Consider the following 25,145-nt stretch of genomic DNA (forward strand, 5'->3'; position numbering starts at 1 on the left):
TTCTATAATAGAAACATGATAGGTGGGATTGAACATGCAAAGCACGCAAAGAATCGCAGTCCGCAGATTAGTGGAGTTTATTTTACGCAGAGGCAGCATTGATGCCCGTTATACAGGTAGTGAGCATACTGCGTTGGAAGGTGCTAAAATTCATCGGAAGCTACAAAAAACAGCTGGTGAGAATTATCAAAAAGAGATTAAATTAGCCATTGACATAGAATTGAATCAACAAACATACATAATCGAAGGTCGAGCAGATGGCATTTTTATTGATGACCAAAAACGGACAGTAATCGATGAAATCAAAACATCTGAGCCAGCTTTTTCAGAGTTGTTAGAAGAACAAATAGACATGTATTGGTATCAAGTGATGTGCTATGGACATATTTATTGCCAACAGGAAGAGTTGGAAGAAATCACATTACAATTGACCTATTATCAAACAACGACCGAAGAAATTACCCGAAAAGAAAAGGAATTTACCAAAAAAGAGCTAAAAGAATTTTTTGATGATCTGACTCAAAAGTATGAACAATGGCTGATTTTTAAAGCCAATTGGCGTCAGATTCGGAATCGATCATTGCAAAAATTACCTTTTCCCTATGGTGATTATCGAACTGGCCAAAGGGAATTGGCTGTTGCAGTCTATAAAACGATAGTAAGTGATCAAAAATTATTTGTCGAAGCACCGACGGGAACAGGTAAAACGATTTCGACGTTATTTCCAACATTAAAGGCAATCGGTGAAGAGCAAGCAGAAAGAGCCTTCTATTTAACTGCCAAAACAATCACTCGTCAAGTAGCGGAAGATGCCGTGGAAGCAATGAAACAAAAAGAACTGCAGCTGAAAAGTGTTACCTTAACGGCCAAAGATAAAATATGTTTCCTAACAGAACGAAATTGTACGCCAGAAGCATGTCCCTTTGCCAATGGTTATTATGATCGGCTGAATGAAGGTCTCTGGGATTTGTTAAATAATGAAAATCAATTTACTCGCGAAGTTATCGAACGCTACGCACGTAAGCATACCTTATGCCCTTTTGAACTATCTTTAGATGTGAGCTTATGGTGTGATTTAGTGATTTGTGACTATAATTACTTATTTGATCCTGTTGTTTATTTAAGACGCTTTTTTGAGGAGCAGACAGAAGTTAAAGAGAATATATTTTTAGTAGATGAAGTCCATAATTTAGTAAATCGATCGCGAGAAATGTATTCTGCTGTTTTGTCTAAAAGTAAAGTATCATCTTTAAAAAAAGCCCTTGATAAAAAGCAGACAAAATTGATTCGGGCACTTAACAAAATCGAAAAAGAATTTGACAAAATCAAACAAGTTTGCGATGAGGAAGGGAAAGAATTTATCCATCAGAATGCACCAATTGATTCTTTGGTTAAAGTAGCGTATTCCTTGGCTGAAAAAATCAAAGAATGGCTTCCGGAAAATCAGGAGCATACTGAAATAAATCAAATCTTGGCAGTTTATTTTGATTTATTGAATTATACTAAAATTAGTGAAGGGTACGATGATCATTATTGTACCTATGTGAATTGTCAGAATCATGATATTACAGTCAAACAATTTTGCATCGACCCGAGCTATCTTTTGCAACAAAAGTTAGATAAGGGGAAGGCTAGTATTTTATTTTCGGCAAGTTTGACACCACTGGATTATTATCAAAAAATTTTAGGTGGGGGAGAGGAAAGTTTACGTTATCGTATCCCGAGTCCTTTCCCAAAAGAAAATCAATTATTAGTGATTGAAAAATATATTCAGACAACTTACAAAGAACGTGAAAATAGTTATGAAAAAATTATTGAAAGTCTGACGAATATGGTCCAGCAAAAAGCTGGTAATTATTTTGTGTTTTTTCCTTCCTATTCTTATATGGATATTATTTATGATCTGTTTCGGCAAAGGAATCCTCAGGTGAAAACGAAGATCCAAGCAAGTATGATGAATGAAGCAGAAAGGGAAGCTTTTTTAGCAGACTTTGTCTTGGAACCGTCAGAAACATTGGTTGGTTTTTGTGTCTTAGGTGGGATTTTTTCAGAAGGGATTGATTTAAAAGGCAGCCGCTTAATCGGTACCGCAATTGTTGGCGTAGGGTTGCCGCAAATCAATCATGAACAAGAACTGATCAAAGGCTATTATGATCAAGAAAATCAGCAAGGCTTTCAATTTGCTTACCAAATTCCTGGAATGAATAAAGTCTTACAAGCAGCAGGAAGAGTTATTAGAGACACAGATGATAAGGGAATAGTCTTGCTGTTAGATCAACGTTTTTCATCGAGACCAGTTCAGCGTATTTTTCCGCCGCATTGGAATCAGGTTCAAACTGCTTATTCAACGGAACAAACAAAACGGCTATTGCAGCAATTTTGGCAATGAAACTGAAAAAGATGTTGATAGGAAAAAACAGTTCTTACTGGTATACTAGAACAAGTAGTGATTAGTATGTTTTTAAGTGAATAGAATGATTAAAAAAAGCCGACGTTTTGTTTATCGGCTCTTTTTTGAGCGGAAATAGCAATAAAATTATCTGAATAAGAAATGATAGGAGACTAAAAATGAAAACAATCCTAGTGTTACATACGGGCGGCACGATTTCGATGTCAAAAGAAGCAGATGGGAATGTAACAACGAATCACTTGAATCCATTGTTGAACCAAGAAGAATTATTAGCAGGAAAAGTAAATTTAATCGTTGAACCAATTTTCAACATTCCTTCTCCTCATATGACGTTAGAACGAATGCTAGCATTAAAGCAACGTATCCAAAAAGCCTATACTGAAGATATTGATGGTGTAGTCATCACTCATGGAACAGATACATTGGAAGAAACAGCCTACTTTTTAGATATTACGTTAGAAAATAACATTCCTATCGTTTTAACTGGTGCAATGCGGTCAAGTAATGAAATCGGAACAGATGGCTTATATAATTTTATTAGTGCAGTCTGGACTGCTTGTTCAGATGAATCATATGGTAAAGGTGTACTTGTTGTGATGAATGATGAAATTCATACAGCTCGTTATGTGACGAAAACTCATACGACAAATGTTGCAACGTTCCGCACACCGACTTTCGGCCCAATCGGCATGATTGCCAAAGAACGAACTTTTTTTGCAAGTGAAGTTTGTCCTCAGGAAGTCTGTGATATTCAAAAAGTAGCGGGGGAGGTTTATGTAATCAAAGCCTACGCTGGTATGGACGGTAGTTTATTTGATTTAGTCGACAATGATCGGACAGATGGTATTGTAATCGAAGCATTAGGCGCTGGAAATCTTCCACCAGAGACATTACCTGCATTAGAGAAACTTTTAGCCAGAAAGATGCCTATTGTTTTAGTTTCCCGCTGTTCTAATGGGATCGCTGAGGATATTTATGACTATGAAGGCGGCGGCGTTAATTTAAAGAAAATGGGTATTGTTTTTTCTAGAGGGTTAAATGGACCTAAAGCTCGAATTAGATTGATTGTAGGGTTAAATAGTGGGAAAAATCAGCAAGAATTGGTCAATTTTTTAAGTGAATAAAAAAAGTATAACTAGTTGAGAAAGCAATTTTTTCGACTAGTTATACTTTTTATTAACGGAAATTCGTGAATTGTAATTCAACAGGTAAATCTAAATTTCTAAGTAAGGTAATTACTTTTTGTAAATCATCACGACTTTTTCCGGTTACTCTGATTTGATCTTCTTGAATCTGTGATTTCACTTTGATCCCAGAGTTTTTGATGGCAACGTTGATTTTTTTAGCGTTATCTTTGTCGATGCCACTGATCAAATCGCCATATTGACGGGCAGAACCGCCAAGTGCTTTTTCACTTGTTGAAAAGTGGATATTTTTGATAGGAACTGCTCGTTTGACTAGCTTGCTGAACAAGACATCCTTTACTTGCTCGATCTTGTAATCATCTTCTGCGACCACCACTAATTTATTGTTTTCTACTTTTATATCTGCGATCGATCCTTTAAAGTCAAAGCGATTCTTGATTTCTTTTAGGGCAATCTGGATCGAGTTTTTGACTTCTTCCATATTCATTTCAGATGTTACATCAAAGCTTGCTTCTTTTGCTGCCATTTGCTAATCTCCTCTCATTATTTCTTACTTTCATAGTACCATTAAATTGGGAAGAAACAAGTATAAAAATAATTTGAAAAAAGAGCGTTGCACTTGAATCATCAGATTGTTTGTACGGTCAAAATAGTAGAATAAAATAATCCTCATTTGCGGCTTTTTTTCTTTTCTTTTTTTAAGTGACCTGTTATTCTAATGCGAGGGATTCTATGGTAGATAATAAAACATAGGAGCTGGAAAGAATAGTTATGGCTTTCCAGAAGATTGGGAGGTTTCGGATGAGCAAATGGGTTATTTCATATAAAAAAAGTGAAACATTGAAAAAGTTTGCTGTCATTTTTGTTACTGGAATTTTAGTAGCAATCAGCTTGAACTTTTTTTTGATTCCGGCAAAAGTTTTTTCAGCTGGAATGAATGGTGTTGCGCAAGTCATTGCAACGTTATTGTATACGCATCTTGGGATTACAATGGATACAGGTCTTTTTATTTTATTATTAAACATTCCTATTTTTATTTTAGGTTTTATGAAACTTGGCAAAGAATCAACGATTTACAGCTTTTTAAATGTTGCTTGGGTTTCTTTAACAACGATCTTGATTCCGATCGAAGTGATTACGACCAATCCTTTGATGAATGCCATTGCTGGAGGTGTATTGATTGGGATCGGAGCAGGGCTGTCACTTAAGATGGGCTTTACAACTGGCGGAATGGATGTTATTTCATTGGTTCTGTCAAAAACAACTGGGAAAACAGTTGGAAATTATATGTTTATGCTAAATGGAATTATTGTGGCAATTGCAGGATTTGTTTTTGATTGGGAAAGCGCGTTATATACGATTATTTCTATTTATTGTATGACTCAAGTTGTCGATACAATTCATACAAGTCATCAAAAGATAACAGCAATGATCGTAACAGTTCAACCAGAAATCGTGACGCAAGCAATTTCAAAACAAATGATTCGAGGGATGACGCTGCTGCCGTCAATGGGTGGTTATTCTGGTGTCGAAGGACGGATGATCATGATGGTAATCACACGTTATGAATTATATGATTTGGAGCAGATCGTTTATGAAGTGGATGAGAATGCGTTTATGAATATCATTCCTACACATTCTGTGTTGGGGCGTTTTGCCAATGAAGATGAGCAGCGAATCTTTAAAAGTACAGGGAGCTTTCCTGAGATGAAAAAGCATAAGAAGAAATAAACAGACTTCAAGTTCTATAAAATGTCTTGCACTATTCAGACATTTTATGGAACTTTTTTGATTTGAAGTTATTCACTATTTTTTGGTAAATTTCCCAGACATTGACACTTTTTCTCTTGTTGTAAACAGACTTCCCAGAAGGTCTTTAAAGTATTGATAGCGCATTCATCCGATGGTATAACTAATGTGTAAAACAACTAAATAGAAGGAGGGTGTTTCACTAGTGATGGAGAAAGTGCAGCGGTTTGGAGGAGCAATGTTTACCCCGGTCTTATTATTTTCATTTTCGGGAATTATGGTAGCGCTTGCGATTATTTTTAAAAATCCAATGATTGTTGGAAGTATTGCCAATGAGGGAACCGTTTGGTATGGTATCTGGTCTGTTTTGGAAAGTGGCGCTTGGACTGTTTTTAATCAAATGGAATTATTATTTGTCATTGGGTTACCGATCGGGTTGGCAAAAAAAGCCAATGCTCGAGCAGCAATGGAAGCTTTTGTGATTTATCTGACCTGTAATTATTTTATTAGCAGCATGCTAGAATATTTTGGTCCGTTCTTTGGGGTTGATTTTGCCCAAGAAGTCGGTGGCGACAGTGGGATTAAACTGATTGCAGGGATCAAAACATTAGATACAGGTATTATTGGTGCTATTTTTATTTCTGCAATCGTAGTTTGGTTGCATAATCGTTATTTTGATACTAAGTTGCCAGATTTTTTAGGGATTTTCCAAGGATCATCGTTGATTGCGATTTTAGGATTTTTCGCGATGTTGCCGCTTGCTTTTCTGATTTGTCTGATTTGGCCGAAAATTCAAATGGGTATCGGTTCTATGCAGACCTTCTTGGCAAGTGCTGGAACCTTTGGGGTTTGGTTGTATACGTTTTTAGAAAGGATTTTGATTCCTACAGGATTACATCATTTCATTTACACACCGTTTGTTTTTGGACCGGCAGTTGTTGAAAACGGCATCACGAAATATTGGATGGCTCATTTAAATGAATATGCGCAAACAACAACACCGATCAAACAGCTGTTTCCACAAGGTGGTTTTGCCTTACATGGAAACTCAAAAATCTTTGCTTCACCAGGAATCGCTGCTGCCTTTTACTTTACGGCGAAAGCTGATAAACGAAAAAAGGTGTTGGCTATTTTGATTCCTGTAACCTTGACTGCTGTGTTAGCTGGTATTACAGAACCATTGGAATTTACATTTCTATTTGTTGCACCGCCACTATTTGTTTTACATGCTCTGTTAGCTGCTTCAATGGCTGCCACGATGTATTTCTTTGGCGTCGTTGGTGATATGGGCGGCGGGTTCATTGATTTATTGGCGAAAAACTGGATTCCGCTTTTTGCAAACCATAAAGGGATGATTTTCACTCAGTTGATTATTGGTTTGTCTTTCACCTTGATTTATTTCGTTGTCTTTCGTGCATTGATCTTGAAGTTCAACTTTGCTACTCCGGGAAGGGAAGAAGAAGATAAGGAAGTTAAATTATACAGTAAAAAGGAATATAAAGAAGCGAAAAAAGCTGGAGCGCTAGGTGACATGGCCATTGCTGGTGCAAATCAGTATACAGAGCAAGCAGCCATCTATTTAGAAGCTTTCGGCGGCAGTGAGAATATCGAGAAGGTCAATAATTGCGCAACTCGCTTGAGAATTACTGTAAAAGATGAAGGAATCGTTTCCCCTGACAGTGCCTTTAAAGAAGGTGGAGCACATGGTGTTGTGAGAAGTGGGACGGCCTTTCAAGTAATTGTCGGTTTAGACGTACCACAGGTAAGAGAGCAATTTGAAAATTTATTAGCATTAGGAAATGAACATCAAATAAATGAATAAAAATGAAGGAGCTGGAAAAAAATGAAAAAATTTTCGATCGTCATTGCGGGTGGGGGAAGTACGTTTACCCCAGGAATTGTATTAATGTTATTGGATAACTTAGAAAAATTACCGATTAGACAAATCAAGTTTTATGATAATAATTCAGAAAGACAAAAACAAATCGCAGATGCCTGTGAAATCATCATCAAAGAACAAGCACCAGAAATTAAATTTTTAGCAACAACAGATCCTCAAGAGGCTTTTACAGATGTTGACTTTGTGATGGCTCATATTCGTGTAGGCTTATATGCGATGCGGGAAAATGATGAAAAAATTCCATTGAAATATGGTGTCATCGGACAAGAAACGTGTGGACCTGGTGGAATTGCTTATGGGATGCGCTCGATTGGCGGTGTGCTGGAGTTGATCGATTATATGGAAAAATACTCGCCAGATGCATGGATGCTGAATTATTCAAATCCTGCGGCAATCGTGGCGGAAGCAACTCGGAAGTTACGACCTGAGAGCAAAATTATCAATATTTGTGATATGCCAGTTGGAATTGAAGAAAGAATGGCGAAAGCTGTAGGCTTAAGTTCTAGAAAAGATATGGTTGTTCGTTATTATGGCTTGAATCATTTTGGTTGGTGGACAGATATCAGAGATAAAGACGGCAATGACTTGATGCCGAAAATTAAAGAGCACGTGAAAGAGTACGGCTATTCATTAAAAGAAGAAATGGAAGAATCTCAACATACCGATGCCAGCTGGATGCATACTTTTGCTAAAGCGAAAGAAGTCTATGCGGTCGATCCAACTACTTTGCCAAATACGTATTTAAAATATTATTTTTACCCTCAAGATGAGGTAGCACATGCTAACCCAGAATATACACGAGCAAACGAAGTGATGGCCGGACGTGAAAAACATGTTTTCGGGGAATGCAATCGAATTACCAAAGCAGGAACAGCTAAAGGAACAACACTGGAAGTGGATGAACATGCATCTTATATTGTTGATCTAGCAAGGGCCATTGCTTATAACACACATGAAAGAATGTTATTGATCGTTGAAAACCAAGGTGCTGTTGCTAACTTTGATGAAACGGCGATGGTAGAAGTCCCATGTATTGTTGGAAGTAATGGACCAGAACCAATTGTTCAAGGGAAAATCCCATGTTTCCAAAAAGGATTGATGGAGCAACAAGTAGCAGTTGAAAAATTAGTGGTTGAAGCGTGGACAGAAGGGTCATACCAAAAATTATGGCAAGCGCTAATGTTATCGAGAATTGTTCCGAATGCTCGGATCGCTCAAGAAATTCTAGATGATTTAGTAGAAGCCAATAAAGGGTTTTGGCCTAAGCTGTCATAGAAATCGTTCGCTGTAGTTTTCCTTAGAAAATTCCCTTAGTATCGTTTTGATTTTTCATCCTTTATACTAAGGGAAGAACGCTAAGGAAATGAGGGGCCAGATATGAATTTAGAGACACTGATGCAAAAACACCAAAAAAGTTTAAGTGAGCTGGATTGGGCTATTTTAGGGTACGTTTTAGAAAATGAACAAGAGATTATGCAGCTTAGTATTGTTGAATTAGGGGAAAAAGTTCATAGTTCTAAATCATCGATTTTACGTTTGACTAAAAAGTTAGGCTTTTCCGGCTATTCAGAATTTAAGTATTTTATGCGACAAGCAAAACAAAATAATATAGGGACGACAGAAACAGACTTGATTGATCTGCAAACAAAGGATATTGAGAATACGGTTAAGCTGGCCCAACAGACAGATTTCACTTCATTAAGTCGGGCGATTCAAAATGCGAGTACGGTTTATTGTTATGCGACAGGTTACTCACAACGCAAAGTCATTGAAGAATTTTCTAAGATGTTGATGATTTGTGATAAACGCTCGATCATCATTCCAGTCAAAACAGAACTAGATATCAGTATGTCGATGATTACAAAAGAAGATATCGTGTTATTTGTCTCTTTAAGTGGAGAAACAGATGATGTTAAAGAAAATATTCTCTCTTTAAATGCACGACAGATTCCTGTTGCAGCAATCACTGCGTTCTCGCATAACTTTTTTGCAGAACATGCTCAATATGCTTATTTTTATTATTCAACTCCCTTTACGGTTTCTGGAAAAGAGCACATTGCCCAGTCCTTAGTGGGGTTAAGTGTGTTGGTTGATTTGATTTATAGAAAGTACGTTACGTATTTAAACAAACAATTTGAGGAGGAAAGGTGATGGCAGTCCTGTTACATCCAACTAAAATAAAGCGTTTTTTATTTGGTTATTGGTTAGCTATTCCGTTACTATTTGGTGTATATAGTTTGATTTTGGCGGCTGTCCAAAATGTTTCAGTAGGAACTATTTTTAAGAGTATCTCTAGTTTGACACTAACGAGTATTGTTGTTTTGTTGCTGTTTTTCCAATTGTTTGGACTGTATATCCTTGGTGATTCAAGCGATTGCCGTCACTCGTTATTAGGTACTTATTTAAAGTTCAGTCTAATTCAGCAATTATGTTCATTTAATATTCCAGGATTTCTTCTGTGCCTCTTATTTTATCGAAGCTTATTGAATGCCAAAGAGGACACTAGTTTATCGAAACAAGGGCAGTGGACGATTTATGGACTGATGGGTTTTGTAGGTTTACTGTCGATCCTGATTGTTTGGATTCGTTTATCATTATAATATTTAGAGGAGTGGAGGCAGAAATTACGACTGTTTCACTCTTTTTTTGGACAAAAAGTGGCAAGTGTCTACAGTTTTGTGAAAGTCTGGACAAAAGTTTTCTGAAAAAGTCAATTTTAGTAGAAAAGTACTAAAAAGTCTGCTAAAATGTAACTGTTGGTTAAGGATATCCTTAACAAATAAAGTTTTTTTAAAACTTAGGAGGAATTTTATTATGCCATTAGTATCAGGAACAGAATTTCTTAAAGCAGCTCGCAAAGGCGGCTACGGTGTCGGAGGATTCAACACAAACAACCTAGAATGGACAAAAGCGATTCTTGAAGCTGCAGAAGCTAAAAAAGCGCCAGTTTTGATCCAAACTTCTATGGGTGCGGCTAAATACATGGGTGGATACCAAGTATGTTACGATTTAGTAAAAGACTTGATCGATTCAATGGGTATCACTGTACCAGTAGCTCTTCACTTAGACCACGGTGAATATGAAGATGCATTAGAATGTATCGAAATCGGCTATACTTCAGTTATGTTTGACGGATCTCACTTACCATTCGAAGAAAACATCGAAAAAGCGAAAGATGTTGTTGCTAAAGCACACGCTAAAGGCGTTTCTGTAGAATGTGAAGTTGGTTCAATCGGCGGCGAAGAAGACGGAATCATCGGTTCTGGCGAATTAGCTGACGTACAAGAATGTGTACAAATGGTAGCAACTGGTATTGATTACCTAGCTTGCGGAATCGGTAACATCCACGGTTCATACCCAGACAACTGGACTGGATTAGCATTTGACCACTTACAAGAAATCGCTGACGCTGTTGGTGACATTCCATTAGTATTACACGGTGGATCAGGTATTCCTTTAGAACAAGTTCAAAAAGCAATCTCTATGGGCGTTTCTAAAATCAACGTGAATACAGAGTGTCAAGAAGTGTTTGCAGCAGCAACTCGTAAATACATCGAAGAAGGTAAAGACCTTGAAGGTAAAGGTTTTGACCCTCGTAAATTATTAGCACCAGGAACAAAAGCTGTGACTGAATTAGTTGAACAACGTATCGAATGGTTCGGTTCTGCTAACAAAGCATAATAAATGTAAGCGGCTGAGAAAAAAGCCTCTTATTCAAAAAAGTGTAGGATAGACTGATTTTTAGTTCAGTTCGTTCTACACTTTTTTATACGTAACAAATAAAATAGTCAGCTGATAATAACTTTTTTACTCCTTTTTTCGGTAAGTTAGATCCAATTGAATTCAAAAATGACATAAAAACAAGTAAAAAATGAAAAATAGTTGAAAGCGAATGGCTGTTGGCTTTTTTATTGTCCTTTAATGTGTTAGAATAGTTTGGGTATATTACAAAAAAATAAAACTATTTGTTTTACATAGATAGGTGAGAATAATAAATGAAAAAAATCGTAATCAATGGTAATCGTCCTTTAACGGGAGAAGTATGTATCAGCGGCGCCAAAAATAGTGCAGTTGCACTGATTCCAGCAGCTATTTTGGCTGATTCACCAGTAACATTAGATGGTGTCCCTGATATTCAAGATGTACATTCATTAATTGAAATTTTAGAAATCATGGGTGCTAAAACAACCTTTACTGACAATACACTAGTCATCGATCCAACAGAGATCGTTTCTGTTCCAATGCCTAAAGGCAAAATCAATAGCCTACGTGCTTCCTATTATTTTATGGGTTCATTATTAGGTAAGTTTGGTGAAGGCGTTGTAGGATTGCCTGGAGGCTGTTATTTAGGTCCGCGTCCAATTGATTTGCATATCAAAGGGTTTGAAGCGCTAGGCGCTGATGTGACAAATGAGCACGGTGCAATGTACTTAAGAACGAAAGATGGACTGCACGGAACAAGGATTTTTATGGATATGGTTTCAATCGGTGCTACGATCAATGTCATGTTAGCCGCTGTTAAAGCAGAAGGCAAAACGATTATCGAAAATGCCGCTCGTGAACCAGAGATTATTGATGTTGCCACTTTATTGAATAATATGGGAGCAAATATTCGTGGAGCAGGGACGGATATTATTAGAATCGAAGGTGTTGAAAAGTTACACGGCTGCCGTCATTCGATCATTCCTGACCGAATTGAAGCGGGAACATACTTGGCCTTAGCTGCAGCGATGGGTGAAGGTGTAAAAGTTCGTAATGTAATTTATGAACATCTAGAAAGTTTTATTGCTAAATTACAAGAAATGGGCGTAAAAATGACGATCGAAGAAGATATGATCGAAGTTCATCCGTCTCATGACTTAAAAATGACTACAGTCAAAACATATCCTTATCCAGGTTTTGCAACAGATTTACAGCAACCAATTACACCGTTGATGCTAAAAGCCAAAGGAACAGGTGAGGTTATTGATAGTATTTATGCGCAAAGAACAAAACATATCCCAGAACTTGTGCGCATGGGTGCCGATGCATCAATCGAAGGCAACATGATCGTGATCAACGGACCAACGCAATTACACGGGGCTGAAGTTGTTGCCTCAGACCTTAGAGCTGGTGCTTGTTTAGTAATAGCTGGGTTGATGGCGACTGGTACAACAACAATTTATAATGTAGAATATATTTTACGTGGTTATGACCACATTATTGAAAAATTAACGGCACTTGGTGCTGATATCCAAATGATCGAAACAGAAGAAGAAATCGAGGTGGCTAAATGAGTGACTATTTAACGATGGCGGAGCTTGAAAATAGTACGTTAAAAGATATTTATTCTTATGCGAAAGAATTCAAGATCCCTTATTATAGTCAAATGAATAAGAAAGAGCTCTCTTTAGCTGTCATCAGAGCACAGGCTGAGAAACAAGGATTTTTCTTCATGGAAGGAATTTTGGATATTGTTTCTCAGGACGGCTATGGTTTTTTGCGTCCAATCAATTACGGACCTAGTGCAGAAGATATCTATATATCGTCTTCTCAAATTCGCCGATTTGGTCTCCGAAACGGTGACAAAGTTGCAGGAAAGGCGCGTCCTCCAAAAGAATCAGAACGTTATTACGGCTTGATGCATGTTGAAAGTGTCAATGGGAAAGATCCAGAAGAAGCAAAAGAACGCCCACATTTCCCAGCCTTAACACCGCTTTACCCCGAAAAACAAATCAAACTAGAAACAACTCCCGGTAGATTATCAACGCGCATGATCGATATTTTTTCGCCTGTTGGTTTTGGCCAACGTGGCCTGATCGTTGCACCACCAAAAGCAGGTAAAACAAGTGTGTTGAAAGAAATTGCCAACGGCATTTCAGAAAATTATCCTGATGTAGAATTGATTCTTCTTTTAATCGATGAGCGACCAGAAGAAGTCACAGACTTAGAGCGTAGTGTAAAAGGGGATGTGGTTTCTTCAACATTTGATCAGCAACCACAAAATCATACACGTGTTTCTGAATTAGTCTTAGAACGTGCGATGCGTTTAGTTGAAGACAAACGTGATGTTGTGATCTTGATGGATAGTATTACACGTTTAGCTCGTGCGTATAATCTTGTGATTCCAGCAAGCGGCCGTACGTTAAGTGGAGGAATTGATCCAGCTGCTTTCTATAAACCAAAGCGTTTCTTTGGTGCTGCTAGAAATATTGAAGAGGGTGGTAGTTTAACGATTCTGGCCACAGCCTTAGTAGATACAGGTAGTCGAATGGACGATGTTATTTTTGAAGAATTTAAAGGAACAGGTAATATGGAGCTGCACTTGTCTCGTGATTTGGCAGACCGTCGTATTTTCCCTGCAATTGATATCAAAAAATCAGGTACGCGTAAAGAAGACTTGCTAATGTCTGCTGAGCAGCTAGAAGAAACGTGGAAGCTACGTAATCATATGACGGGTGATTCTTTAGAATATACAGAACAATTCGTCAAATTTTTACGTAAAACTAAAAACAATCAGAAATTCTTTGAAGAATTTCACGACGTTTCATTTGGTAGACAAGCGAAAAAAAATGCTAAAAGATAATTGCATCGATAAACAAATCATGCTATTATAGTACTGTTGTATACCGACAAAATAACTCTGATACAGCAAATGGATCAGGGCAAAGGAGCGAAAAGACTATGAAACAAGATATCCATCCAGAATATCACCCAGTTATCTTTATGGACTCAACAACTGGTTTTAAATTTTTATCAGGTTCTACTAAGCACTCTGATGAAACAGTTGAATGGGAAGACGGAAAGACTTATCCAGTAATCCGTGTCGAAGTTACATCTGACTCTCATCCATTTTACACTGGACGTCAAAAATTTACACAAGCAGACGGACGTGTGGACCGTTTCAACAAAAAGTATGGTATCAAAGATGCCAACGCCAATCCAGAAGCTTAATTCAAACAGCAATGGTTATAAGACCCAACTCATTTATGAGCGGGGTCTTATTTTTTTGTTTTACGTGCAACGTGACAGAATTTTTGTAAAAGTAAACAAAAGTAGTTTTAATTGAAAAATAAGGCTCTAAATGAATTAAAAAATGATAGAATAGTTTTAGTTGAACAATTAAAGGAGATGGAATGCTTGAAGGTCAGCAAAAGAAAGTTTGGCGAAACAGCAATTTTGTATTCGCTTACGAATGATAACGGTCTGACGATGAATGTCACGAACTTAGGTGCAAGGATCGTTGATTTGATCGTACCCGTTAATGGAGAAGAGCGTAATATTGTTTTAGGATTTGGATCTGAAGAAGAATATCGAACAAAAGATATGTATTTTGGCGCAACGATCGGACGTGTTGCTGGAAGAATCAAACATGGCTCATTTTCGATTGGTGATCAAAACTATCAACTACCAGTTTCTTCTGAAAATGGTCATACATTACATGGTGGGGCCGAAAGTTTTGAGGCAAAAATTTGGGATGTTGAAGTGCAAGAGAAAAACGATCAGGTTGCTATACTATTTTCTTATGTGAGTCCTAATGGAGAAAATGGTTTTCCAGGAGAATTAAAAGCTCATGTCACGTATTCATTAACGAACAATAATGAATGGATCATCGATTATCAAGCTGAAACAGATCAACCAACGTTATACAATCCAACAAATCATGTCTATTTTAATTTGACAGGAGATGTGACACAATCAGTTAGTGAGCATGAATTAATTGTAGACGCTGACCGATTTGCAGTGGTTGACAGTGACACAACGGTTACAGGAGAATTGCACTCTGTTGAAGAAACTCCTTTCGATTTTAGAGAATCAAAGAGCATGAATCAAGTATTTGAGACTAGTTATGAACAAAACACTTTGGTCAACGGGTTGGATCATCCATTTCTGTTGAATCAGATAGGTTTTAATAAACCGCAAGCAATCATCACTGCACCAAAACAAGATCTTTCTGTTGAAATGTATACTGATCGACCGGCAGTGGTCATTTTTACAGCACAGTTTGGTGAAACAGCTCCTGAAGTTAGAGGTAAAAAATTAGTTAATCATGGTGGACTTACTTTAGAGACTCAGGTCAGTCCTGGCGCCATTGAATTTGATGGATTTGGTGATATCATTCTTTATCCCGAAACGCGATATAAAAGCCGAACAGTCTATAAAATCAATTGATGCAAAATAATTATATTTTATGCTAGTGATCTAGAAAAGACATTTAGGAGTGGCAAAAATGACAGAAAAATTTTTAGGTAGTATCGAAGCAGGCGGCACAAAATTTGTATGTGGGATCGGTAATGACAAACTTGAGATTATTGAAAGAGTAAGTTTCCCCACCACGACACCTGAGGAAACCATGGCGTTAGTGATAGGTTTTTTCAAAAAATATAATGTAAAAGCAATCGGGATCGGTTCATTTGGTCCAATCGATATCCATAAAGAATCAGCTACCTACGGACACATTACCTCTACACCCAAATTAGCTTGGCAAGAATATGATTTTGTGGGGGCGATGAAAAAAGAATTTGATGTACCAATTGCTTTTACGACGGATGTAAATGCCGCGGCTTATGGCGAGTATGTCGCTGGGAGTGGGAAAGACCTGTCTAGTTGCGTCTATTATACGATCGGCACAGGTGTGGGAGCTGGAGCTATTCAAAATGGGCGTTTTATCGAAGGGTTTAGCCATCCAGAAATGGGGCATATGATCGTGAAACGTCATTCGGAGGATCAATTTGAAGGAAGTTGTCCGTTTCACAGTGATTGTTTAGAAGGAATGGCAGCAGGTCCTGCAATTGAAAAAAGAGCTGGAAAAAAGGGGCAAGAATTAGCAGAAGAAGATCCAATTTGGGCTATTGAAGCCTACTATATTGCGCAAGCAGCTTATAATACTACATTGATGCTTTCACCAGAGGTCATTATATTTGGCGGTGGCGTAATGAAGCAGCGTCATATGTTAGAAAAAGTTCATCATGAATTTAAGCAACTGATCAATGGCTATGTCAAAACACCACCACTAGAACAATATATTGTAACACCGAAATTAGAAGATGATCCAGGAACAATCGGTTGTCTGGCCTTAGCTAAAAAAGAGCTTAAAGATTCGTAAAAAAATAAGCAATTAGGATCTGAAAACGGTCCGGATTGCTTATTTTTGATTAAGCTAGGTTATCTTTGTTTAGAAGTTCCAAATTATTCAGGACTATTTTAGACGTTTATCATGCATCAATTGAATATGCACCCCAAAAGGATCTTCTACAATCCCGTAAGCCTCGCTGAAAATATTTTGATTCAACGGTACAATGATCTTAACCCTGTCATCAGATGTTAGATTAGAATAAAAAGTTTGAATCTCGGCTAAATCTGCACTTTGAATACATAGAGAAAAATTATTACCAACTTTAAATGCCTGAGTAGGATCCATTGAATCTTCGGCAATCATGATTTTAGTTTGGCCAACTTTCAATACCGAATGGGAAATGAACTGTTTATTTTTATCAGTTAATTGAAAACTCTTATCTCTTTTTGCCATATCCTCATACGTTACGACGAGTAATTCTTCAGCACCTAAATGCTTTTTATAAAAAGCTAAAGCCTCTCCAGCACGTCCATTCATAGATAAAAATACTGCAATTTCTAAGGTCATATGAATTCCTCATTTCTTTTATTTTCTTTCTACCTTTAGTATACTGTATAAAGGTGTCAAAACATGATACTTTTAGGAGGAGCTATGAAAAAAGTAGAACGCATCAATGATATGATTCTTTTTTTAGCCGGTAAAAATAGCTTTAATTTAAAAGAACTGATAGAACGATATAGCATTTCAAAAAGTACAGCGCTACGAGATATACAGTCGCTTGAAGCAATAGGACTACCGATTTACTCTGAACTTGGAAGACATGGTAAATATCAATTATTGGACACACGGATAGTCGCTCCGGGTTTATTTACAGAAGGTGAAATCTATGCTCTTTATTTTGCTTTGTTAACGTTAAAAGGTTATCAATCTACGCCTTTTAATATGGAAAGCAGCACCCTTGAATTAAAATATAGTCAGGTTCTGCCAGAAAAATTGCAAAAAGAGCTTTTATTAATGCATAAAATCATCACCCTTGAGCAAGTCAATCACAGCAATACTAGTCAGTATCTAAAAGAAATTGTTCAAGGAATACTTCGTGAAAAAGTCTTTAACGTTCGATATGCAAAAAAACAAGAAATAGTTTCGCTCAAGGCTCAATTTGTGCAACTTTCTTCTAAGTTTGGGCAATGGTATGCTAGAATTTGGAATCATGAAACACAACAAATTCGTGTCATTCGTTGCGATAAAATCGAGTTACTCGAAGAAGAAAAATCCCAAGAATCATTGCCGCTTGAAACGTTGCTAAAAAAAGTTGAAACCTTTTATCAAAATGAGCAGCGAATATCATTTTCAATCAAAGTCGATGAAAAAGGCAAAGATATTTTCACTAAGGAAAACTACCCCTCAATGTCAATTCAAGCGTCAGAAGAAGATTATCTGATTAACGGTTATTATCAGATAACCGAAGAAGAATTTATGACAGATTACTTGCTGCGATTTGGAACATCCATTAGACAAATAGAGCCGATTCAATTAAAAGAAAGGCTGTCAAAAAGAGCGTTGTTTCTTGCTGATTATTGGCATCAGTTATAGCGTTTTGTAAAAGTGACAAATAACATAAAAGATGTTAAAATGGAATTCACTTACAAAAAGTAAGTTTCTAGCTGATAATTTATGGTCTCAAACATAATGGGAAAGGGATGAGAAAAAATGCATTACCTATTTGAAAAAGGTACGCCTAATGGGAAGAAATTATTATTGCTTCACGGTACCGGAGGCGACGAAACATCTTTGCTCGAGATTGCTCGTTTCTTAGATGAAGAGGCAACCCTACTTTCTTTTCGCGGAACAGTTCAAGAATCTGGGATGAATCGTTTTTTTAAGCGGGATGGGTTGAATCAATTTGATTTAGTTAGTTTAGAAGAAGAAAGTGACCGCTTGCTCCAATCGATTATAGCTGTTAGTGAAGAAAAGGGCATACCGATAGAAGAATGGGTGATTGTTGGCTATTCAAATGGGGCCAATATTGCGGCGCATATTTTATTAGAACGTCATTTGGCTATTAAACAAGCAATTTTACTTCATCCAATGTCTTTGGGCGTGGATACCCAAGATTTTTTGCTTTCCGATAAGGAGCTCTGGTTGTCGGTGAGCGAAAATGATCCGATTGTTTCAGAAGAAGCTTCCAACCAGCTGATTCAACAATTAAAAAATCGCCAAGCGTCCGTGACCATTGCAACTACTAATTCGGGTCATCAAATAACCATGAACGAAATCAATCAGACCAAAAAATGGTTGAATGAACGCTAAATGGTGTGGCTATAAAAAAACAAAGCGAATCATTTGTAGCAAGTCAAAAATGATGCTATGCTAATTATGTAATATAAATTAATTAGGAGGGATTTTCACATGGCAGATTTAAATGGACGCGTAAATGATGCAAAAGACAAAGTTGAAGGAACAGCTAAAGAAGTTCAAGGTAAAGTAACAGATGATAAAGGTAAAGAACTTGAAGGCAAAGCGCAATCAGCTTTTGGCGATGTAAAAGACAAGGCTCGTGATGCCGGTGACGATATCAAAGATGGCGCTGAAAAACTAGGCGACAAAATCAAAGAAGGCTTTGAAGATATCAAAGAAAAATTCCATAAACATGATGATAAATAATAAGAGAAATTAGTAATAAAATGGAAAGAGTTTGGGACAGGTGTTGTCCCTGCTCCTACCGTTTATACGGATTCCATGTGATTGAGATATGACCCAAAGAGTTATGTCTCAATCACTTTTTAAGTTATTAGTGTTTATTTTAAATTAATGAGGCAAAACTCAATTGAGTTTTGCCTCATTAATTTTTTTCTATAATATCAAGAGTATTTTTATAGAAAGTTACCAGTAACTATTAGCCATATATCAAAGAAAAAAATGCACAGATATAGTATTTATAGTGGGTAAATCAAGGTTTTCATTTTAGAGAATACGATAAACTAATCTGATGATATTCTTTACTTGGAGGTGATTTTCTTTTTTTTAGATATTTTACGAAAAACAAGAGAAAATAAAATCTATAAATGCGATATAATTACTATTGAAAAACTATAATAATAAAAATTTCAAAAAAGGAAGGGTAAATATGAAAAAGTGGACACACACACTATTAGTCTCAACGATGGTTTTAGGGGCACTACCATATAGCGCTATAAACTCATCTATTCAAGCGAATGCTGAGGATACAGCAGAGCAAGCAACTGCTGAAAAAGAAGAAGCTGCAACTGAACCGTCAGGAGCCGTAACTGAAAGTACAATTGAATCAGAAGCGATTTCACTGGATGAGACTGATAAGCTGGCAGTGAATACAGAAGAATCAGAAGAATCTGATGTACAAAGTGAAACACAAGAAAGTGATCTGCAGGAAGTAAAAAATGTTCAACAACAAGAGCGATTGAAAGTTTCTCCTAGAAGAACAGATGATTTTAAAGTTAGTGTAGACGGTGTTGAACTACCGGTTCAAAAAAATTATTTCTATACAAACATCTCAAGTTTAGTATTTGAAAGGGCATTAGCTGATGAGTTTTCACATGAATACCAATATTCATTAGCGTATAATGATGTTCCAATACATGGTTATATAAGTGGTCGCTCTGTGAATTTAGCTGACTACACCGAAGAGGGAATTTATAAAGTGTCTATGAGAGGCCTAACAACTGGAGAAGACATAGATACAGGTTTCTTTTACAATAATATTCAAAGAACAGCTTCATTTGTAAACATTGACGGAGTAATCAATTCCCCTGGGAATGTTGTAGATAATCCGTCATCTATTACAGTTGGAAGAGATGCAAAAGATACTTATGGCGAAATTGAAGAATACAGTTGGGTGATTTCTGGTACAGATAAAGATGGCAACCCCATTGAAATCAAAGGGAAGGATAGACAACCGACTCAAGAAGAAATTAATAATTTACCCACTGGGGACTACATTATTACTAACACGGTAACTGAAAAGCTACCAGCAGGCTATGTTTCAACAAAACCTATCACTGACACCACTCAAGGGGCATTCAAAATAACAGCTGGAAAAGTTATTGTTGAGCACATCTTGTTAGATAAAGATGGAAATGAAGTCAAAATCCATAGTACAGATAACACTACTTACAATGGTAAAATCGGAACGGATTATACAACAAGCCCTATCGACATTCCGGGATATGAGCTTGTGCAAGAAAAAATACCGAATAATAAAGATGGAAAATACACTGCTGCAGATCAGACAGTTAAATACTATTATAAAAAAATAATTACGGATATCAATGTTGAATATGTAGATACAGATGGTAATCCATTGAAACCGAATGATAAGATTACTGGCGAATACGAAGATCCATATAAAACAACACCGAAAGACATTCCAGGATATGACTTGGTAGCTACACCAGACAATGCGACTGGACTTCATACAGAAGCAGATCAAACAGTCAGCTACGTATACAAAAAGAAAGAAACAAAAGTAACAGTCAATTATGTTGATGAACAAGGGAACCCATTAGCTGACAATGATTTAATCAATGGATTATTTGATGATCCATACAATACAACACCCAAGGAAATCCCAGGCTATACGGTCAAAACTGTGCCAGCTAATGCCTCAGGCAAACATACAGTGGAGCCAACAGAAGTGACGTATGTCTATACAAAAATCAAAACAGACATCAACGTTGAATACGTTGATGAGAATGGGAATCCTATTTCGTCAAATGAACTAATTCCTGGAGAATATGGCGATGACTATAAGTCAACACCCAAGGAAATTCCAGGATATGAGTTAGTAACAGTTCCAGCTAATGCTGATGGTACACACACTGATAAAAACCAAACGGTGAAATATGTTTATAAAAAGAAAAAAACAAAAGTAACAGTCAATTATGTCGATGAAAAGGGTCAACCATTAGCCAATGATGATTTGATCAATGGATTGTTTGATGATCCGTATGATACTAAACCAAAAGCGATTCCGGGTTATATTTTAACCGCTGTCCCAAGCAATGCTTCAGGCAAACAAGATGTTGATCCGACAGAAGTGACTTACGTTTACAAAAAAATCGAAGCACCGACAGTTAATGATTCATTAGAGGGGGCAAAAGAAGTTTCAGGAGCAGGTATGCCAAACTCTCAAGTAGTCGTTACATTTCCAAATGGCGCTCAAGTAACTGTAGATGTCGATAAAGATGGTAATTGGACAGCAGCAGTTCCAGAAGGTGTAGAATTGAAAAAAGGGGATAAAGTAACAGCGGTCACTTTAGATCCATTAACGGGTGTTACGTCAGATCCAGGTGATGGAAAAGTAATACCATTAACAACCAAAGTACCAGAAACAGGTTCTTTAACTAACACGAACAAACCTAATTACCCAGGTAGTAAGGCAACAACTACGCAAGCTAAACATAAACTCCCAAATACAGGAGAAAGCAGCCATGCTGATGTAGTAAGTATTGGTTTGCTAAGTTTGATCGTCGCATTTTTTGGAAAATACCTACACAAACGTAAAGCAGAATAAAATAGTGTTGTAGTCAAAACAAGCAAAAAGCCCCCAATTCCTAAAAAAATTAGCAGTTGGGGCTTTTTGATTGGGTTATAATTTTAATAATTGATTCAATACAGGCATATCGTGAACTTCGTATTTTTCCTTAAAAGCGTTGATTTCTGACTCACTAAATTTGTCAGGATCTAACACTAATTCTTCAACAGGTAAAGGACGAGTATTTCTGATTTTGACATCGATCACAACTGGACGGTTACTTTTTCTAGCGGCTTCAAAAGCTGGTTTCAATTGACTATACTCTGTAATGGTAAAGCTTTCAGCACCCATTGCTTCACCAATTTTTCCGAAATCAGCACCTTCTAAAAAGACGCCAAATTTCTTTTGTTCGCTATCTTCTTGCTCGGCTTCAATAAAACCAAAGGAATCGTTTGAAAAAACAACATTGATAATTGGCAGTTTGTATTTTACTTGGGTGATGATATCCTGCATGACCATAGCAAAGGCGCCATCGCCGCTTAAAGTGAATACTTGACGGTCAGGATAGCTAAGTTGAGCCGCAATCCCTCCAGGTACACCATTGCCCATTGTGGCAAACCAACCAGAAGTCGTGAATTTTTGTTTGCCATTCATATCTAAAAGTCGAATAGCATGAACTGTTGTATTACCAACATCTGTTACAAAAATTGCTTCCTTGTCAGCAATTCGGCGGATTTCTTTAAAAACAGGTTCGACACGAAGTGGTTTATCTTCCTTGTCATCAAAACTGCTTAGCCAAGCAACCCAATTTTCTTTGTTTTGTCGATTTGCTTTTAGCCAACGGTCATTTGGTCGTGACTCGCCCAATTCAACCATTCGTTTTAACGCTTCTTTGGCGTCGCCTAAAATCGCTACATCCGTTTTATGTCGTCGGCCTAACTTAGTTGAATCAATGTCGATTTGAATAAATTTGGCATCAGGGTTAAAGAAATAAGCGGCAAATGGAAAATCACTGCCAGCAAACACAATCAAATCCGTTTCGGCTAACGCTTCATTAGCAGGTTTGGTTGCCACACGCGCAGCAAATCCAAGGAAGTTTTCATACGCATCAGGAACAATGCCTTTACCTAACACAGCTGAAATCACAGGCATTGAAAAGTGTTCGGAAAACGCTCTGATTTCAGGCCAAGCCCCACGAGTTCCTTGTCCAATATAAAGAATTGGCTTTTCGGCAGCTTCAATTAAAGGGATAGCCTTTTTTAAATCATTATAATGTGGCATAACCAAGCCAGTCCGATGATTTTTGGCGGTTGAAACTTCTTGTAAGGGAATTTCTTTTGTTCCAAAATCAACTGGGATCGTGACAACGGCAACACCTTTATTTTTGTACGCTGCTTTGATCGCTTCATCGACGACATGAGGCAGACTTTCTGGAGTCATAACCGTTCGATTATACACACTTACATCTGCAAACATCGGATTTTCGTTTAATTCTTGGAAGGAATTGTAGTTCATAGAATTTGTAGCAACTTGACCTAATAAAGCCAAAACAGGAACATGATCCATTTGCGCATCATATAAACCATTGATCAAATGTGTCGCACCAGGACCTGCTGAACCAAAAGCCACACCGATTTTTCCAGTTAGCTTCGCATCAGCGGCCGCCGCTAGTGCGCCGACTTCTTCGTGACGGACTTGAATATAGTTGATCTTCTCTTTTTCTTGATATAAGGCATCCATAGTGGAGTTGAAGGAACCACCTGGGATTCCATAAATATGATCAATGTCCCAACTCTCTAAAACTTTGATCATCGCAACAGCTGCATTAATCGTTTCTGTCATTTTGCTCACTCCATTTCTCTATTTACTTCTATCTAAAGTATACTCGTTCTCGTTTTTTGTACCAAGTGAAAGCATTTTTTACTTTAAACGTGGTCATAAAATCATTGATATGATAAAGTTAAGCTAAGAAAAGAAATGGGAAAGATGGGGTGTTCATAATAATTGATTGGCTGTTATCTTTAGAGGCTTGGCAGCAAGCATTAGTTGGGACGGGTTTTACTTATTTTATGACAGCTTTGGGAGCTGGGTTGGTTTTCTTTTTCAAGGAAATCAAAAAAGATATTTTGAATATGATGCTGGGCTTTGCAGCTGGTGTGATGATTGCTGCAAGTTTTTGGTCTTTGCTAGATCCGGCAATCAAACAGGCCGAAGAAAATGGCAGTATTGCTTGGCTTGTGGTGAGCTTTGGTTTTGGATTTGGGGGGGTATTTTTATATGTTGCAGATAAAACGCTACCTCATATGCATTTTGGACCGAATCATGAGAAAGAAGGGTTGCCTAGTCATTTAAAACGTACGATTTTGTTGGTATTTTCTATTACCTTGCATAATATTCCAGAAGGGTTAGCAGTAGGTGTAGCATTTGGTGCGGCAAATTCAGCAGATGACCCCCAAAAAGCAGTATTAGCTGCAATTTCGGTGGCATTGGGGATCGGTATCCAAAACTTTCCAGAAGGTGCAGCGGTTTCGATACCGCTAAGACAAGAAAACTTGAGCCGCAAGAAAGCCTTTCTTTATGGCCAAGCTTCAGGGATCGTTGAACCAATAGCAGGGATCATCGGTGCTGTTTTAGTGACGAAAGTAACGTTGTTGTTACCTTATGCATTAGCATTTGCAGCTGGTGCAATGATTTATGTAGTAGTGGAAGAGTTGATTCCAGAAGCGCAGCAAACGGTGACGAGTAAGCGTCATTTTGCAGTCTTTGGTGTGATGCTAGGCTTTATTATTATGATGATTTTAGATGTAGCTTTAGGATAAATAAAAACGTCAAACCTGAATATCAGTGGTTTGACGTTTTTGTATTTTTTATAAAATGCGCTCAAAAGGATCTAAACTGATTCCTTTTTCTAAAACGATCTTTGCATATTCTTGTGCAGAAAATAAAGAATGGTCTTTGTAATTGCCGCACTCTTTAGCAGAAACTGCAGGAACAAAATCTGTTTCAACGATCAAGTTCAATACTTTGACCAAAGCATCACGAATTTCTTGTGGAGAATGTTGATTCCACATGATCATGTAAAAACCAGTTCGACAACCCATTGGGGAAATATCGATGATTCCTTCTAAGTGATCGCGCAAATTGACTGCTAATAAATGTTCTAATGTATGAACTGCAGCTGTTGGTAATTCGTCTTCATTTGGTTGTAAGAAACGTAGATCATATTTTTCAATCAATGCTTCCCCATTTGTTTCAGTACCCGCTAAACGAACATAAGGGGCTTTAACAGTATTATGATCTAATTCAAAACTTTCAACACGTGCCATATTATTCACTCCTTCAAATTAAGTAAATGTCGCTTTTAACTATAACAAAAT

The 25,145-nt window shown here is 37.3% G+C and carries 22 protein-coding genes; 18 read left to right on the plus strand and 4 right to left on the minus strand.

Going from position 1 to position 25,145, the window contains the following annotated elements:
• Positions 1-34 precede the first annotated feature (34 nt).
• The gene (locus tag RV15_RS01695; RefSeq protein WP_071876335.1) at positions 35-2,389 is read left to right on the plus strand and encodes an ATP-dependent DNA helicase; all 2,355 of its coding nucleotides are present in this window, start codon (positions 35-37) and stop codon (positions 2,387-2,389) included.
• 179 nt (positions 2,390-2,568) lie between these two features.
• Positions 2,569-3,534 (plus strand): asparaginase, encoded by a 966-nt coding sequence (locus RV15_RS01700; protein ID WP_071876336.1) that lies wholly within the window; start codon positions 2,569-2,571, stop codon positions 3,532-3,534.
• A gap of 52 nt (positions 3,535-3,586) precedes the next feature.
• On the opposite strand, the gene RV15_RS01705 is transcribed toward RV15_RS01700, so the two are convergent.
• Positions 3,587-4,081 (minus strand): YajQ family cyclic di-GMP-binding protein, encoded by a 495-nt coding sequence (locus RV15_RS01705; protein ID WP_071876337.1) that lies wholly within the window; start codon positions 4,079-4,081, stop codon positions 3,587-3,589.
• A 275-nt stretch (positions 4,082-4,356) separates the two neighbouring features.
• Between RV15_RS01705 and RV15_RS01710 the strand changes: the two genes are divergently transcribed.
• From RV15_RS01710 to scrK, 11 genes are all read left to right on the plus strand, one after another.
• Positions 4,357-5,286, plus strand: a complete 930-nt coding sequence (locus RV15_RS01710) for a YitT family protein (protein ID WP_071876338.1) — start codon at positions 4,357-4,359, stop codon at positions 5,284-5,286.
• Positions 5,287-5,509: 223 nt separating this feature from the next.
• On the plus strand, positions 5,510-7,126 hold the full coding sequence (locus RV15_RS01715) for an alpha-glucoside-specific PTS transporter subunit IIBC (protein ID WP_071876339.1): 1,617 nt from the start codon (positions 5,510-5,512) through the stop codon (positions 7,124-7,126).
• Between the two features lie 21 nt (positions 7,127-7,147).
• Positions 7,148-8,479 carry a 6-phospho-alpha-glucosidase gene (locus RV15_RS01720; protein ID WP_071876340.1) on the plus strand — a complete coding sequence of 444 codons (1,332 nt, stop codon included), beginning with the start codon at positions 7,148-7,150 and terminating at the stop codon, positions 8,477-8,479.
• Positions 8,480-8,581: 102 nt separating this feature from the next.
• Complete coding sequence (locus tag RV15_RS01725) at positions 8,582-9,355, plus strand: MurR/RpiR family transcriptional regulator (protein WP_071876341.1); 774 nt, start codon at positions 8,582-8,584, stop codon at positions 9,353-9,355.
• A complete protein-coding gene (locus RV15_RS01730; protein WP_071876342.1) occupies positions 9,355-9,804 on the plus strand; it encodes a hypothetical protein in 450 nt (149 codons plus the stop codon). Before RV15_RS01725 ends, RV15_RS01730 begins: the two co-directional genes overlap by 1 nt.
• Positions 9,805-10,018: 214 nt before the next feature.
• Complete coding sequence (locus RV15_RS01735; protein ID WP_010760933.1) at positions 10,019-10,885, plus strand: class II fructose-bisphosphate aldolase; 867 nt, start codon at positions 10,019-10,021, stop codon at positions 10,883-10,885.
• Between the two features lie 314 nt (positions 10,886-11,199).
• The gene (locus tag RV15_RS01740) at positions 11,200-12,480 is read left to right on the plus strand and encodes a UDP-N-acetylglucosamine 1-carboxyvinyltransferase (RefSeq protein WP_071876343.1); all 1,281 of its coding nucleotides are present in this window, start codon (positions 11,200-11,202) and stop codon (positions 12,478-12,480) included.
• Entirely contained in the window at positions 12,477-13,769 is a 1,293-nt protein-coding gene (gene rho, locus RV15_RS01745; protein WP_071876344.1) for a transcription termination factor Rho, read from the plus strand. The genes RV15_RS01740 and rho overlap by 4 nt, the downstream gene beginning before the upstream one ends.
• Before the next feature lie 98 nt (positions 13,770-13,867).
• Positions 13,868-14,137: a type B 50S ribosomal protein L31 gene (locus RV15_RS01750; protein ID WP_071876345.1), complete on the plus strand. Its 270-nt coding sequence runs from the start codon at positions 13,868-13,870 to the stop codon at positions 14,135-14,137.
• 111 nt (positions 14,138-14,248) lie between these two features.
• Positions 14,249-15,355: an aldose epimerase family protein gene (locus RV15_RS01755; RefSeq protein WP_245791189.1), complete on the plus strand. Its 1,107-nt coding sequence runs from the start codon at positions 14,249-14,251 to the stop codon at positions 15,353-15,355.
• A 58-nt stretch (positions 15,356-15,413) separates the two neighbouring features.
• Positions 15,414-16,289 (plus strand): fructokinase ScrK, encoded by an 876-nt coding sequence (gene scrK, locus RV15_RS01760; protein WP_071876347.1) that lies wholly within the window; start codon positions 15,414-15,416, stop codon positions 16,287-16,289.
• 93 nt (positions 16,290-16,382) lie between these two features.
• Here scrK and RV15_RS01765 read toward each other — a convergent pair whose 3' ends face one another.
• Entirely contained in the window at positions 16,383-16,826 is a 444-nt protein-coding gene (locus RV15_RS01765; RefSeq protein WP_071876348.1) for a VOC family protein, read from the minus strand.
• A gap of 84 nt (positions 16,827-16,910) precedes the next feature.
• Here RV15_RS01765 and RV15_RS01770 point away from each other — a divergent pair, with 84 nt between their 5' ends.
• From RV15_RS01770 to RV15_RS01785, 4 genes are all read left to right on the plus strand, one after another.
• Positions 16,911-17,852, plus strand: coding sequence for a helix-turn-helix transcriptional regulator (locus RV15_RS01770; protein ID WP_071876349.1), 942 nt, complete (start codon positions 16,911-16,913; stop codon positions 17,850-17,852).
• 117 nt (positions 17,853-17,969) lie between these two features.
• A complete protein-coding gene (locus tag RV15_RS01775) occupies positions 17,970-18,569 on the plus strand; it encodes an alpha/beta hydrolase (protein WP_071876350.1) in 600 nt (199 codons plus the stop codon).
• A gap of 99 nt (positions 18,570-18,668) precedes the next feature.
• On the plus strand, positions 18,669-18,923 hold the full coding sequence (locus RV15_RS01780) for a CsbD family protein (RefSeq protein ID WP_010760943.1): 255 nt from the start codon (positions 18,669-18,671) through the stop codon (positions 18,921-18,923).
• A 463-nt stretch (positions 18,924-19,386) separates the two neighbouring features.
• Positions 19,387-21,807 carry a MucBP domain-containing protein gene (locus tag RV15_RS01785; RefSeq protein WP_071876351.1) on the plus strand — a complete coding sequence of 807 codons (2,421 nt, stop codon included), beginning with the start codon at positions 19,387-19,389 and terminating at the stop codon, positions 21,805-21,807.
• Positions 21,808-21,882: 75 nt separating this feature from the next.
• On the opposite strand, the gene spxB is transcribed toward RV15_RS01785, so the two are convergent.
• Positions 21,883-23,610, minus strand: a complete 1,728-nt coding sequence (spxB, locus tag RV15_RS01790; protein ID WP_071876352.1) for a pyruvate oxidase — start codon at positions 23,608-23,610, stop codon at positions 21,883-21,885.
• Positions 23,611-23,768: 158 nt separating this feature from the next.
• Here spxB and RV15_RS01795 point away from each other — a divergent pair, with 158 nt between their 5' ends.
• The gene (locus RV15_RS01795; protein ID WP_071876459.1) at positions 23,769-24,587 is read left to right on the plus strand and encodes a ZIP family metal transporter; all 819 of its coding nucleotides are present in this window, start codon (positions 23,769-23,771) and stop codon (positions 24,585-24,587) included.
• Positions 24,588-24,635: 48 nt separating this feature from the next.
• On the opposite strand, the gene RV15_RS01800 is transcribed toward RV15_RS01795, so the two are convergent.
• Positions 24,636-25,094 (minus strand): S-ribosylhomocysteine lyase, encoded by a 459-nt coding sequence (locus tag RV15_RS01800; RefSeq protein WP_071876353.1) that lies wholly within the window; start codon positions 25,092-25,094, stop codon positions 24,636-24,638.
• Between the last annotated feature and the right edge of the window lie 51 nt (positions 25,095-25,145).

Source organism: Enterococcus silesiacus, from assembly GCF_001886225.1.
Taxonomy (GTDB): domain Bacteria; phylum Bacillota; class Bacilli; order Lactobacillales; family Enterococcaceae; genus Enterococcus_L; species Enterococcus_L silesiacus.